This is a genomic window from Rhizobium sp. NLR22b (assembly GCF_019685295.1).
GTDB lineage: Bacteria > Pseudomonadota > Alphaproteobacteria > Rhizobiales > Rhizobiaceae > Rhizobium.
On the sequence record NZ_JABDWM010000001.1, the window covers coordinates 111,218 to 124,902 of the forward strand.

The window sequence follows — 13,685 nt, forward strand, 5'->3', positions numbered from 1 at the left end:
ACATAGAGGACGAAAAGTCCCGAGGAGAAGACCGAAAACCGGCTCTCAGGTAAGACAAGGGTAGAATGAAATGAACAATCCCGTTTTGAAGCCCGCTTGGGCTGACACGACGCTGCGTCTCGATCCGTCCCGCTTTCCGCAGCAGGTCAGCTACGCCATCCATGATTGTTCGGATGACGTCAGCATCACGATCGACGAACGCGGCGCGGTCCTGCGGAAAGTCCTTCCCTCCAGCGGCCTGCCACTCTCGATTGCCCTGCCGAGGCGCGTCTTCAAGGGTGTCGCCGCCCGCGCCATCGACCATGGCGACGGCGAGGTCACCGTCACACTCGAGCTTCACCATGCGGATCCGGAACTCTGCATTCCGCTGCTCGTCGCCCATGATCTCAGCGACATCGCCGCCGACTGGCGCAGCTGGTCGGAGGCCTTCCGCATTCCGATGCTGATGGTCGAGGCCGATGGCGTCGCCCGGCCGCTCGAAGAGCATATCGGGGCGCTGCGCACCAGTGACCTCAAGCCGCGCCGCCGTCATTCCTACTTCGCCAATCGCCGTCCGCGCTTCCTCGTGCGTCGCACCACCGGGCAGCTGGGCGTCGCCATGAAGATCGAAGGCAAGGAAATCATCGCCCGCAACTGACCGAAATCGCGACAGCGCCATTTCGGCGGTAATATCTCGGAAAATTTCGAAACCCGGCGCTTGTGCCGGGTTTTTCGTGTTACGGGTCATTGCCCTCAAGGAAGGGCGAAGAGCAGCGAAAAGAACAGGCCGAGGAAGATGGTCAGGCCGACGCGGTTGTTCGACTTGAAGAGCGCCAGGCACTGGGCGGGATCGTTGATATCGAGCCGGACAATCTGCCAAGCGAACATGCCGGCCGCGCCGAACAAGGCAATAAAGGCGATGAGATTGGCGCCGGCGAGCGCGAAGGCCGCAAACATCAGCAACAGCGTCAGCCCATAAAGGCCGATCAGCCATTGCCTCGTCTTATCACCGAAGAGGCGCGCGGTGGAGCGCACGCCGATCAGCTCGTCATCCTCCTTGTCCTGATGCGCATAGATCGTGTCGTAACCGATCGTCCAGGCAACGGAGGCGGCGTAGAGCAGGATGGCGGCAAAGGAGAGGCCGCCCAGAATGCCGGCCCAGCCCATCAGCGCGCCCCAGGAAAAGGCAAGGCCGAGATAGAATTGCGGCCAGTCGGTGAAGCGCTTGGCATAGGGATAAAGCGCGACGATGCCGAGCGAGAGGAGGCCGAGAAAGACGGTGAACCAGTTGAACTGCAAGAGCACGAAGAGGCCGACCAGCGCCTGAATGCCGATGAAGATCTTGGCGCGGGCGCGGGTGACGCGGCCGGAGGGCAGCGGACGCGAGCGGGTGCGGGCCACTTCCATATCGATCTCGTGGTCGACGAGATCGTTATAGGTGCAGCCGGCGCCGCGCATGGCGACGGCGCCGATGAAATAGAGGAAAAGGTGGGACACCAGCAGGCTGCCGGAATAGAGCCCCTGGCCAATCGCCGCATTGGAGGCGAGCGTGGCCGACCAGAAGCACGGCCACATCAAGAGCTGCCAGCCGATCGGTCGATCCCAGCGTGCAAGCTGCGCATAAGGCCAGAGCCATGGCGGCAGGATCCGGTAGACCCAGTTATCGGAAGGTGCGTCGGAGACGCGATCGTGGAACTCGCCGGTATCTTGCATGCCATTCATCTAGCGGCGGGCCGGCGATCCGGTCAAGAAGCGATCGCAGCGCGCCAGAAGCGTGTCGCATTAAATCTGATTTCGTATGGCCGCGCTTCGGCTCTTTGTTTATGCATGTCGTTTTCCCGGAACCGCGGCACACTTCCGGGCGACATGCATTAAATCACTGCAGCGAGAAATTGAACCTGTAGGTCGCCGAGACACCGATGAGCACCTGGTTCTTCGAGCCGCGCTGCCGCACGAGGCTGCTGTCGGCCGCCGGACCCGCCAGTCGCTTGTATTCGAGGAAAGAGCTGGCCGACAGGTTTTCCGTCGCCTTCCATGTCAGGGCCGCGCCGGCGCCATAGGACTGGACGCCCGACGACGGCTTGTATTGATCAAGCCCGCTTGCCGCCGACTGTTTGGCGTTGACGCCGTAATAGGCATCATAATAGCCGCTGGTGGCGAATGTCGCGCGCGGACCGCCGGACAATTGCAGGTTGGGGGCGATATCGGTGAAGGCATCAACGGCGAGATCGGCAACGACCCCGTCATGGGAGCGGATGCCTTGGCGAACTTCGGCGCGGGCGCGCAGGAAATCGGTCGGATAGACTTCGACGAAGCCGCCGGCTTCCGCTCCCCATTTGACCTTCTTCATGCCCTTCAGTTCATGACCGTCGCCCTCGTCGCGCGAAGGCACGAATTTGCCGACGAGGCCGGCGCGGAAAGCACCATTATCCATGAGGGCGAAGGACGGATTGTCGTTGCGCGAGGAAAAGCGCGGAGCCGAGCCCTGCCGCCCGGCCGAAATCAGCGGGCTGAACCGGAACTCATAGCGCCGTGAGCCTTCGAATTTCGGCGCTGAAAAGCCGGCGATACCGACGCTGAGATACCAGTCGCCGGACCAGAAATGCTGGCCGCTTTCCTGCGCGAGCGCCAATGCCGGGGATGAACAGGCAATAGCCAGGGAGATCGATACGACTGATCGATGAAACACGTCCGCACTCCAGAAAACGCAAAAACACAGCCGCGGAGAGCGGCGGTGGCTACATTTATCGTGAGGTCGTTACCGCGATGTTAACCACGGCGAGGGGATTGCGCGTCATCGAGACCTAGGAAACCGGCGAGAGCGGCCCCTCATCCGCCTGCCGGCACTTTCTCCCCGCCTGCGGGGCGAAGGGAACAAACCTCAGCCTCTCCGTCCCCGCTAACCTTTCGCACGGCACGTCCCCTCTCCCCGTTTTACTCGGGAGAGGTTGGTAAGGTGCCGTTGTCGGCACGAGAAAAACAGCAAATAGTCGCCCTATCTCTGGTTCCACCGGCGGATGACCGGTTCGGTCAGGTCGTGCTCATAACCAAGCACGCTGATGCTGGCGGTATCGAGCACGAAATGCGCGCCAGCTTGCGGCGGCAGGCCGAGCCAGCGGGCGGCCAGCACGCGCAGGAAATGCGAACTGGAAAAGATCAGGATGGGGGCTGCCGCTTGGCGAAGCGCATCGATGACGGTGTCGGCGCGGGCACCGACGTCAGCGGCCGTTTCGCCGTTCGGGCAACCGTCGCGAAAGAGCTGCCAGCCTGGGCGCTCCGCCAGGATCGTCTTCGTCGTGACGCCTTCATAGGCGCCGTAATCCCATTCGGCTAGATCGTCGCGGATCGCCGCGCCCGCTCCGAAGCCGGCGAGCGCGCAGGTCTTGCGGGCCCGTTGCGACGGGCTCGACCAGACCAGCGAGAAGGAAAGGCCGGCCAGCCGCTCGGCGAGTTTTCGAGCGGCGGCTTCACCGGTCGCCGTCAGGGGAATATCGCTCCGCCCGGTATGGCGCCCGGACAGGCTCCATTCGGTTTCACCGTGGCGGACCAGGTAAATCTCGGGAAAGACATTGCTCATCCGCAGCCCCTTTCATCACAAACGCCGCCGCGGGATCAGAACGTCACCTTTTCCAGCGGTGGCCGCCTCGCCTCGAATTCCTTCAGCTTCGCTTCGTTCTCAGCGATATAGTTGCGGTTGTCGGGAACGGTAAACTGGTTCTTGGCGATCTGGATCTGCAGGATGAACAGCTCATCCCAGCGGAAGCCCATTTCGGAACCGGCCAGATAAAATTCCCACATGCGGAAGAACTGCTCGTCGTAAAGCGCCACCGCGTCGGCCTTGCGCGCCACGAAACGCTCGCGCCAGTGGCGCAGGGTATAGGCATAATGCATCGGCAGGATTTCGACGTCCCTGACGAGGAGCCCGGCCTTCTCCAGGGGCGGCAAGACCTCCCCGACGGAAGGGATATAGCCACCGGGGAAAATATACTTCTCGATGAAGGCATTGGTGCCGAAGCTCGGCTTCGGACGGCCGATCGAATGCAGCACCATGACGCCGTTGTGGTCGAGCAGGTCCGATACCTTGCGGAAGAAGTTGCCATAATTGCCGATGCCGACGTGCTCGAACATACCGACGGAGACGATGCGGTCGAACTTTCGCCCGCTCATGGTGCGGTAGTCCTGCAGCTCGAAATGCACCCGCTCGGAAAGGCCGCGCTTTTCGGCGCGGGCGCGGGAGACCTTGAGCTGCTCTTCGCTCAGCGTAATGCCGGTGAACTCGGCGCCTTCAGTCGCCTCCGTCAGATACATGCCCATGCCGCCCCAGCCGGAGCCGATCTCCAGGATCCGCTGGTTGGGCCTAAGCAGCAGCTTGGCGGCGATATGGCGTTTCTTGGCAAGCTGCGCCTCGTCAAGACCGATACCCGGCGGTTCGAAATAGGCGCAGGAATATTGCCAATCCTCGTCGAGGAAAAGATCGAAGAGCTTGGCCGACAGATCGTAATGATGGGCGACATTGTGCTTGTTACGATTGATCGGCACGCGACTCTTCAGCTGCTGCCAGGCGATACGGCCGACGAGCAGCGCCGCCATCTTGAAGTCGAAGATCTCGTTGGTGGTGTTCTGCTTCACCAGCGATAGGAAGTCGTAGATGTTGCCCTGTTCGAGAATGAACCGGCCCTGCATGTACATTTCACCGAGCTTCAGCGTCGGATCGCGCCGGATGGCGTCCTCGGCCTCCTGATCGGCAAGCCGGGCGACCACCATGTCTCCGGTGCCGTCGCCGATCACGTGAGTCTCGCCATTGGCAAGGGTAAGTTTCAACGAACCCTTGCGGATGATTTGCTGGACAATCGATAGGAAAGCCGACGCCATGGACGCCTCGCAAATGTGACAGGATGGTCACATCAACTTAATAACTCTCCTCCGCCTTACAAGCGCCGGATTTAGCAGTCCGCAAAGAACGCTGCCAAACTGTTGCATTTTTGCCGAAATGACGGTTAAGCCGTTATTTTCGTTTCATGGCTTCGGCGAGTGCACTACCGAAGGCACTCTGGCTCTCCGGTTTCGGAGCTGCAGGCCGGCGATCGTTCTGCGGCCGGCCGCCCTGACCTCCGCGAGAATCAGCACGCGGCTGAGACGCCGAAGAACCATCGTCGCGGCGCATGGAGAGACCGATGCGCTTGCGCTTGGCGTCGACTTCCACGACCCGCACCTTGACGACATCGCCCGCCTTGACGACCTCATGCGGGTCCTTGACGAAACGATCGGCAAGCTGGGACACATGCACCAGACCGTCCTGATGCACGCCGATATCGACGAAGGCGCCGAAGGCGGCGACATTGGTGACGGTGCCTTCGAGCACCATGCCCGGAGTCAGGTCGGAAATCTCGTTGACGCCCTCGGCGAAGGTCGCGGTCTTGAAGCTTGGACGCGGGTCGCGGCCGGGCTTTTCCAGCTCGGCGATGATGTCCTTCACCGTCGGCAGGCCGAATTTCTCATCGATGAACCGGCGCGGGTCGATCGATTTCAGAACGGCGCTGTCGCCCATCAGGGCGCGCAGGTCGCGGCCGCAGGCAGCAACGATCTTCTTGGCGACGCCGTAGGCCTCGGGGTGGACCGAGGAGGCGTCGAGCGGCTCCTTGCCGTTCGGAATGCGCAGGAAGCCGGCGCATTGCTCGAAGGTGCGGCCGCCGAGTCTTGCGACCTTCAGCAGATCGCGCCGCGTCTCGAAACGGCCCTCGCTGTCGCGGTGGCGGACGATCGCCTCGGCGATCGATGGGCCGAGGCCGGAGACACGGGCGAGCAATGGCGCCGAGGCGGTGTTGAGATCGACGCCGACGGCGTTCACCGCGTCTTCGACCACGGCATCGAGCGAGCGCGACAGCTTCTGCTGGTCGACATCGTGCTGATACTGGCCGACGCCGATCGACTTCGGCTCGATCTTGACGAGTTCGGCGAGCGGATCCTGCAGGCGCCGGGCGATGGAGACGGCGCCGCGCAGCGATACGTCGAGATCGGGAAACTCGGCCGCTGCGGTCGCCGAGGCGGAATAGACCGAGGCGCCCGCTTCCGAGACGATGACCTTGGTCGGCTTCGGGGCCGGCAGCTCGGCCAGCATGTCGGCCACCAGCTTTTCGGTTTCGCGGCTGCCTGTGCCGTTGCCGATCGAGATCAGCTCGACATTGTGCTTGCGGATCAGCGAGGCGAGCTCGATCTGGGCGCCGCGCACGTCGTTCCTCGGCTGAAAGGGATAGACGGTCGATGTCGCCACCACCTTGCCGGTGCCGTCGACGACGGCGACCTTGACGCCGGTGCGGATGCCGGGATCGAGACCCATGGTCGCGCGCGAGCCGGCCGGCGCGGCCAGCAGCAGGTCCTTCAGATTGCGGGCGAAGACATGGATCGCCTCCTCTTCGGCCCTTTCGCGCAGCTCCCGCATCAGATCGAGCGACAGCGACATGGAAAGCTTGACGCGCCAGGTCCAGCTGGCGACCTCCATCAGCCACCGGTCGCCGGGACGGCTTGTGCCGATCTCATAGGCAGCGGCGATCATCCGTTCGACCGGCTTGTTCGGCGATGCGGTCTCGGCATCGGCCTCGATCGTCAGCGTCAGCACCTCCTCGTTCCACCCGCGCAGCATGGCGAGCGCGCGGTGGCCGGGCGCGGTCGCCCAGCGTTCGGAATGATCGAAATAATCGGAGAACTTCTCGCCCGCCGCCTGCTTGCCGTCAACGACCCTGGCCTTCAGCAGCGCTGCCTGGCGCATATGGGCGCGCAACTTGCCGAGCAGGTCGGCATTTTCGGCAATACCTTCGGCGATGATGTCGCGCGCGCCTTCCAGCGCCGTCTTCACGTCGGGCACGTCAGCCGTGACGAAGCCTTCGGCGAGCACCGCCGGCTCTCGGCCACGCTCGGCCAGGATCGCCTCGGCAAGCGGGCCGAGGCCGCGTTCGCGGGCGATTTCGGCGCGGGTGCGGCGCTTCGGCTTGTAGGGCAGATAGAGATCCTCGAGCTCGGCCTTGGTTTCGGCGCCCGCGACCTTCGCCATCAGCTCCTCGGTCATCTTGCCCTGGCCGGTGATCGATTCAACGATCGCGTCGCGCCGGGCTTCGAGTTCGCGCAGATAGACCAGCCGCTCGGCGAGATTGCGCAGCTGGGTGTCATCGAGCCCGCCCGTCACTTCCTTGCGGTAGCGGGCGATGAAGGGCACGGTGGCGCCCTCGTCGAGCAGCTCGATGGCGGCTTTGGCCTGGTCCGGCCGGGCGTTGATTTCGGCCGAGATACGGGCTGCGAGAAAACGGAGGTCAGCGGCCATGGGATTTCCTGTTCCGACGAAAGTTGCGGGACCATAGCGGCGAAAAGCGGCAAGGCAATGCCCGACTGTGGTTTCCACAGCGGAAGTTGGGGAATTGGGGGCATCTGCGTGTCGCCCATCCCCATCGCTCTCTTCCGTTTTTGCGGTTGTGCAGATGCGGCATTCTTTGATAGCAGAAGCAACGTTTTTGGATCGCCCTGCCCACGGGCGCAAGGAAAAGAGTGACATGCCAAACCTTCTTCTCGAACTTCGCTCCGAAGAGATTCCGGCCCGCATGCAGCGCAAGGCTGCCGGCGACCTGAAGAAGCTCGTCACCGATGCGCTCGTCGAAGCCGGCCTGTCCTATGAGGGCGCGCGCGAATACTGGACGCCGCGCCGGCTGGCGCTCGACATCCACGGCTTGACGGCACGCTCGGCCGATGTACGCGAGGAACGCAAAGGGCCGCGCACCGACGCCAACGAGAGGGCAATCGAGGGCTTTCTGCGCGGCGCCGGCCTTTCCTCCGTCTCCGAGGCGCAGGTGGTGAGCGATCCAAAGAAGGGCGATTTCTACGTCGCAGTCATTTCCAAGCCCGGCCGCGCGACGGAAGAGATCGTCGCCGAGGTGATGCCCGGCATCATCCGCGATTTCCCCTGGCCGAAATCGATGCGCTGGGGCAAGGCCTCCTCCAGACCGGGCGCGCTGCGTTGGGTGCGGCCGCTGCAGTCGATCGTCTGCACCTTCGGCCCGGAGCATGAAGAAACCGTGGTCATCCCCTTCGAGATCGACGGCATCACCGCCTCCAACGTCACCTATGGCCACCGCTTCCATGCGCCCGAAGCCATCACTGTCCGCCGCTTCGACGATTATGCGGCGAGCCTGGAAAAGGCGAAGGTCATCCTCGACGCCGAGCGGCGCAAGGACATCATCCTGCACGACGCGCGCGACATTGCTTTTGCCAACGGGCTCGAGCTGGTGGAAGACGAAGGCTTGCTGGAGGAAGTGTCCGGCCTCGTCGAATGGCCACAGGTGCTGATGGGCAGCTTCGAGGAAGATTATCTCTCCATTCCCTCCGAGATCATCCGGCTGACGATCAAAACCAACCAGAAGTGCTTCGTCACCCGAAGGCAGGGCGAAGAGACACTGTCGAACAGGTTCATCCTGGTGTCCAACATCCAGGCGCATGACGGTGGCAAGGAAATCGTCCATGGCAACGGCAAGGTGGTGCGCGCCCGCCTTTCGGATGCCCTGCATTTCTGGAAGCGCGACCAGAGCGATATGCCCGACCTCGAGACACTCAAAACATCTGCCGTAAGGTTCGGCCTTGACCTGAAGAAGCCGCTCGACCAACGCATGGCCAAGCTCGATGCGCTCGACGTGACCTTCCACGCCAAGCTCGGCACGCAGGGCGACCGGGTCGCCCGCATCCGCGCGCGGGCAAAGGAATTGGCTGATATCACCGGCGCCGACGCCGGTCTCGTCGATCGCGCCGCCGTGCTCGCCAAGGCGGATCTGCGCACCGAGGCCGTCGGCGAATTTCCGGAACTGCAAGGCTTGATGGGCCGCAAATATGCGGTGCTGCAGGGCGAAAACGCCTCCGTCGCCGCGGCGATCGAGGACCATTACAAGCCGCAGGGTCCGTCGGACCGCGTGCCGGAGAACAAGGTGGCGATTACGCTGGCGCTTGCCGACAAGCTCGACACGCTGACGGGCTTCTGGGCGATCGACGAGAAGCCGACGGGTTCAAAAGACCCGTTTGCGCTGCGGCGTGCCGCCCTCGGCGTCGTTCGTATCCTGCTGGAACGCAGGGTCCGCCTGCCGCTGCTGGCGGCGACCAAGGATGATGATCTGCTCTCCTTCTTCCATGATCGCCTCAAGGTCTATCTGCGTGATCAGGGTGCCCGGCACGATCTGATCGACGCCGTGCTGACGCCTGAAGCCGACGATCTGTTGATGGTGGCGCGCCGCGTCGAGGCGCTGACGGCCTTCATCTCCTCGGAGGACGGCAAGAACCTGCTCGCCGGCACCAAGCGCGCGACGCAGCTGCTCGCCGCCGAGGAGAAGAAGGGCACCGTCATCGCCGACGGCGTTTCGCCGGCGCTCTTCAGGCTCGATGCCGAGAAGGAGCTGTTCGCCGCCATATCGAGCGCTTCGCAGGATGCGGCGAATGCCGTTGCCGGCGAAGATTTTCGCTCGGCGATGGAAGCGCTTTCCAAGCTGCGCGGCCCTGTCGACCGCTTCTTCGAAGACGTGCTCGTCAACGACGAGGACGCGGCCATCCGCGCCAACCGCCTGGCTCTGCTGCGGTTGATCCGCGAGGCGACGGGAACGGTGGCGGATTTCTCGAAGATTTCGGGGTGATATTCGGCTTCTTGCAGTGCCGACGCGGCGCGGTCTCGAACATCTGCCCCTCACCCTAACCTTTGCCGGGGTCGAGCCACGGGTCTCGTCCCGTCCTCCGGACCCCCGTAAACGGGTAGAGGGGACCTGCCCTGCGAGAGGTTGTGGGGAACGGAGAGGTCGCGGCAAATCCCCTTCGCCCCGCGCGCGGGGAGAAGGCGCCGGCAGGCGGATGAGGGGCGTTTTGCTATCGCTTAAACAATCCGCCCACCCAACCCTGGCATTGCCGCCACCACGGCGCTATTCAAACAGCCATGCACAGCAAGATTCTCGTCAGCGCCTGCCTCATGGGGCACGCCGTCCGTTATGACGGACGGGCGAAACCGTTGCTTCACCCGGCGATCGAGAGATGGCGGGCCGAAGGGCGGTTGGTGACGATCTGTCCGGAGATGTCGGCGGGCATGGCGGTGCCGCGGGCGCCGGCGGAGATCGCAGAGGCGGCAACCGGCAAAGAGGTTCTGGCCGGCAAGGCGCGGGTTATAGAGCTGACGGGCGGCGATGTGACGGCAGAGTTTCTGCAGGCGGCGGAGAATGCCGTGGCGCTCGCACGGCAGACCGGCTGCCGCTATGCTCTGCTCATCGACGGCAGTCCGTCCTGCGGCTCCGGGTTCATCTATGACGGCACCTTTTCCGGACGCAGGCAGGCCGGCAACGGCGTAACGGCGGCGGCGCTGAAAGCGGCCGGCGTCGAAGTGTTTTCCGATGGGGAAATCGACCGATTGATCGACCGTCTGGCACAATGAACCCCAAACGACACGGCCGCCGGGGAACCGACGGCCGCTAAGAATTTGGTGCTGAAAATCCTGTTTGTCCCCACACTGCTTTTGTTTTTATGCAATTCCTGACGGAAACCCGCCTCTATCCTGGAATTGCGCTAGGCAGCGCGGCGACCTTGATGCGCAATGGGAGCAGCACCGGCATTGCCGACCCGGAAGCCGCGGATGAGGTCGATCAGTTCGTCGGTGTCGCTGGCGAGCGTCTCGGCCGATGCCGTGGTCTCCTCGGCCATGGCGGCGTTCTGCTGGGTGGCGGCGTCGAGCTGGTTCACCGCCGAAGAGATCGAGCGCAGCGTGGTGTCCTGTTCGGAAGCGCTGTGGGCGATTTTGGCGACGATCTCGTTGGCGGCCTTGATCTGGTCGGAGATGCGCTTCAGCGCCTCGCCTGCCTCGCCGACCAGTCGGACGCCGTGATCGACCTGGGTGGAGGAGCGGGCGATCTGGTCCTTGATCTCCTTTGCCGCGGCGGCGGAGCGCTGGGCGAGTTCGCGCACCTCCTGGGCAACAACGGCAAAACCCTTGCCGGATTCACCGGCACGGGCCGCCTCGACGCCGGCGTTCAAAGCCAGGAGGTTGGTCTGGAAGGCGATCTCGTCGATGACGCCGATGATCTTTGATATCTCCGAAGACGATTTCTCGATGCCGCTCATCGCCTCGATCGCCTCGCTGACGATCGCATCGCTATGGGTGGTCTCGGCGCTGACGGCGTGCACGCGCTTGCTCGCCTCATGGGCGCCATCGGCGGTCTGGCGGACGGCGACCGTGAGCTCATCGAGGGCGGCCGATGTTTCCTCCAGGCTTGCGGCCTGGCGCTCGGTGCGCTGCGACAACTCGTTCGAGGCGCGGCGAATCTCTTCCTTGCTCGTACCGATGTCACTGCCCTTGGCGCTGACCTTGGCCATGGCGGCTTCGAGATGCGACAGCGCATCGTTGAAGTTGTCGCGAAGGGCGGCGTATTTCTGGCCGAGATCGGCGCAGCGGACGGTAAGATCGCCGCGGGCGATCAGCTCCAGCGCCTGGCCGATCGTCGTCACCACGCGGGCCTGGAGTGCGGCGTCGTCCTGCTGCTGGCGCAGGTTGTTTTCGCGCTCGCTTTCCAGCGCCAGCTGCTGGGCCGCCTCGCGATCGGACATCTGATGCCGTTCGCGGATCTTCTCCTGCAGCGACAGCGTCGCCTTTGCCATCATGCCGACCTCATTGTTCATGCCGGTATGCGGGATGGCGATGGAGACGTCCTCTTCGGAGACCGCCTTCAGGGCGGCATGGACATTGTTGAGGGGCCCCGATATGCCGCGGATGACGACGTAGGCCGCAGCCATGGCCAGGAAGAAAAGAACGATGCTGCCGGAGAGCGCGGTCAGGATCGTGCTGTTCACCTGGGCATCGAGATCGTCCATATAGACGCCGGTGACAACGACGACCTTCCAGGGGTCGAAGGCCTGGCCATAGGCCGTCTTGCGATAATCGCCGGCCGGCTGGCCCGGCTTGCTGGTGGAATAAAATTCGACGAGACCGCCGCCCTGCTGGCCGAGTTTGACCAACTCTTCGCGATAGAGCTTGCCCTTGCTGTCCGGCTGCCCCTTCAGGTTCTGTCCGACCTTCGAGGCGTCGTAGTGAAACATCATCTGGACATCGTAGCTATAGCCGAAGAAATAGCCGTCCGGATCGTATTTCATGCCATTGACGGTGGCGTAAGCCTGCTTCTGGGCATCCTCCAGCTTCATTTCGCCTGCGGTCACCTTGGCCTGGTAAAGCTTGAGAACCGAGATCGCCGACTGAACCTCGGCACGCAGCATGTCGTAACGCTCCTTGTAAATGGCATCGACCGAGGAGCGGATCTGCAGGGACGTGGCGATCGCAAAGGCCGACATCAAACCGACGATCAGCAATATGAGCTGCTTCGATATCTTCAAATTTTTCATGATTCCTCGCAAAGGGGAATGAGGGAATACATTCCGGTGCGGTCTTCTACCGCCTGTGCGAGCGCATCTGAGAAGGACGCGTCTACCGCTGCTGAACAACATGCTGCGACCGGTGAGTAAGAATTGAAGCTGACTCAATAAGAAAGCTTTAATTTTATTCAAAACGGCGCAAATTTCCCTAAAAATCAGGGGGCGGAGTTACCAAGCATACCGCTGACTTCACCCGCCGATCGAATATCATCCGTTTTCGCTCTGCAGAACTGCCGGGGCCTTAGAGCTTTTCCGGGCTAGATTGAAGCATTCTGCCGGAGCAGGTTTTCGTCAGGGCAAAGGCGATTGGCGACGGGCATACCCCCAGGTACGTCCGAGCCGATCGCCTTTGATCCTGGCGGAAACATGCCCGGCCCACCGGCCGCACCGCTTCGCCGTGGGCGAAGCGACAAGTGCGTCCGGCGATTCCAAGGTCTTGCAGATTTGCCAAGCAAATCTGCGGGAGGGTTGGCTGAAACGGGCCGGCTGATCGACCGGCCGGCTTGGCCGTAGAGCTGGGCTACGACACGCGCCGGCCGGTCGACCATCCGACCCCGTTTGAGCCAACAGAATGCTTCAATCTAACCCGGAAAAGCTCTAAAGCAGGAATGCACCCCCGCTTCTCTTCGAGGGTGCATTCGCTCCACCGCGGTGGAACCCCAAGCGATCGAAACCTTGATCGGGCAGGGGCAGGGAACTATCGCAGCGGCTCAGATTGGCTTTAGTGGCACACAGCCGTTTTGCGTGTTGATCGTCTAGAAGCGCAGCTTGAATTCGGAAATATCGAGAGCCGCCGGCTTCTCAACCATGCCGGCGGCAACCGGCCTTGCATCGCCGCCGATGACGGCTGCGGTCGTTGCGTTCATGTCGATGCCTTGGGCGGGCGATATCGAAGGTTCGGCGGCAGCCAGGGCTTCCGGCGTTGCCTTGCTGACGAAGACGACGGGCGAACCACCCATCCAGGCTTCGGTGCGGAAGATCTTCGTTTCGCCGCCGACGTGGCGGACTTCGCTTGCCTGGAGGACGCCGGGTTTCAGTTCCGGCACCGTATAGTCCTTGCGGCTATGCTCGGCCTGCAGCGGCGGGCAAGCGGCGCAGCTTTCAGTGACGATGCTGCCTTCTGCACGGCCTGCCGTTTTGCCGATCACCTCAATCGAGGAGGCCATCGCCGTGCCTGCCATCAGCAGGATTGCCGCACCGAGGAAAATCTGACGCATCAACGCACCTCCGTCTCACTACGGCAGCGGTATAGCGCAGCTTCGTTTCCATCCCGTCAGGGGAAA

At 62.8% G+C, this 13,685-nt stretch carries 10 protein-coding genes; 3 read left to right on the plus strand and 7 right to left on the minus strand.

Annotated features, from left to right (window positions below):
- Positions 1 to 70 precede the first annotated feature (70 nt).
- Positions 71 to 637, plus strand: a complete 567-nt coding sequence (locus HJC00_RS00505) for a DUF6101 family protein (protein ID WP_210628974.1) — start codon at positions 71 to 73, stop codon at positions 635 to 637.
- Between the two features lie 95 nt (positions 638 to 732).
- Here the strand turns inward: HJC00_RS00505 and ubiA are convergent, their stop codons facing one another.
- The 5 genes from ubiA to HJC00_RS00530 all read right to left on the minus strand — a co-directional run bounded on the left by ubiA (position 733) and on the right by HJC00_RS00530 (position 7,294).
- Entirely contained in the window at positions 733 to 1,692 is a 960-nt protein-coding gene (gene ubiA, locus HJC00_RS00510) for a 4-hydroxybenzoate octaprenyltransferase (RefSeq protein WP_210628975.1), read from the minus strand.
- Between the two features lie 163 nt (positions 1,693 to 1,855).
- Positions 1,856 to 2,668, minus strand: a complete 813-nt coding sequence (locus HJC00_RS00515; protein WP_221146682.1) for a MipA/OmpV family protein — start codon at positions 2,666 to 2,668, stop codon at positions 1,856 to 1,858.
- 306 nt (positions 2,669 to 2,974) lie between these two features.
- Positions 2,975 to 3,556, minus strand: coding sequence for a histidine phosphatase family protein (locus tag HJC00_RS00520; RefSeq protein ID WP_210628977.1), 582 nt, complete (start codon positions 3,554 to 3,556; stop codon positions 2,975 to 2,977).
- 35 nt (positions 3,557 to 3,591) lie between these two features.
- Positions 3,592 to 4,851 (minus strand): cyclopropane-fatty-acyl-phospholipid synthase family protein, encoded by a 1,260-nt coding sequence (locus tag HJC00_RS00525; RefSeq protein ID WP_210628978.1) that lies wholly within the window; start codon positions 4,849 to 4,851, stop codon positions 3,592 to 3,594.
- 133 nt (positions 4,852 to 4,984) lie between these two features.
- Complete coding sequence (locus tag HJC00_RS00530; protein ID WP_221123922.1) at positions 4,985 to 7,294, minus strand: Tex family protein; 2,310 nt, start codon at positions 7,292 to 7,294, stop codon at positions 4,985 to 4,987.
- Positions 7,295 to 7,520: 226 nt separating this feature from the next.
- Between HJC00_RS00530 and glyS the strand changes: the two genes are divergently transcribed.
- Both glyS and HJC00_RS00540 read left to right on the plus strand, forming a co-directional pair.
- The gene (gene glyS / locus HJC00_RS00535; protein ID WP_221163512.1) at positions 7,521 to 9,635 is read left to right on the plus strand and encodes a glycine--tRNA ligase subunit beta; all 2,115 of its coding nucleotides are present in this window, start codon (positions 7,521 to 7,523) and stop codon (positions 9,633 to 9,635) included.
- A 293-nt stretch (positions 9,636 to 9,928) separates the two neighbouring features.
- Positions 9,929 to 10,417, plus strand: a complete 489-nt coding sequence (locus tag HJC00_RS00540; RefSeq protein WP_210628981.1) for a DUF523 domain-containing protein — start codon at positions 9,929 to 9,931, stop codon at positions 10,415 to 10,417.
- 131 nt (positions 10,418 to 10,548) lie between these two features.
- Here the strand turns inward: HJC00_RS00540 and HJC00_RS00545 are convergent, their stop codons facing one another.
- Together HJC00_RS00545 and HJC00_RS00550 are read right to left on the minus strand one after the other, a co-directional pair.
- Entirely contained in the window at positions 10,549 to 12,372 is a 1,824-nt protein-coding gene (locus tag HJC00_RS00545; protein WP_210628982.1) for a methyl-accepting chemotaxis protein, read from the minus strand.
- 785 nt (positions 12,373 to 13,157) lie between these two features.
- Positions 13,158 to 13,619, minus strand: a complete 462-nt coding sequence (locus tag HJC00_RS00550; protein ID WP_210628983.1) for a plant virulence effector HPE1-like domain-containing protein — start codon at positions 13,617 to 13,619, stop codon at positions 13,158 to 13,160.
- Positions 13,620 to 13,685 lie beyond the last annotated feature (66 nt).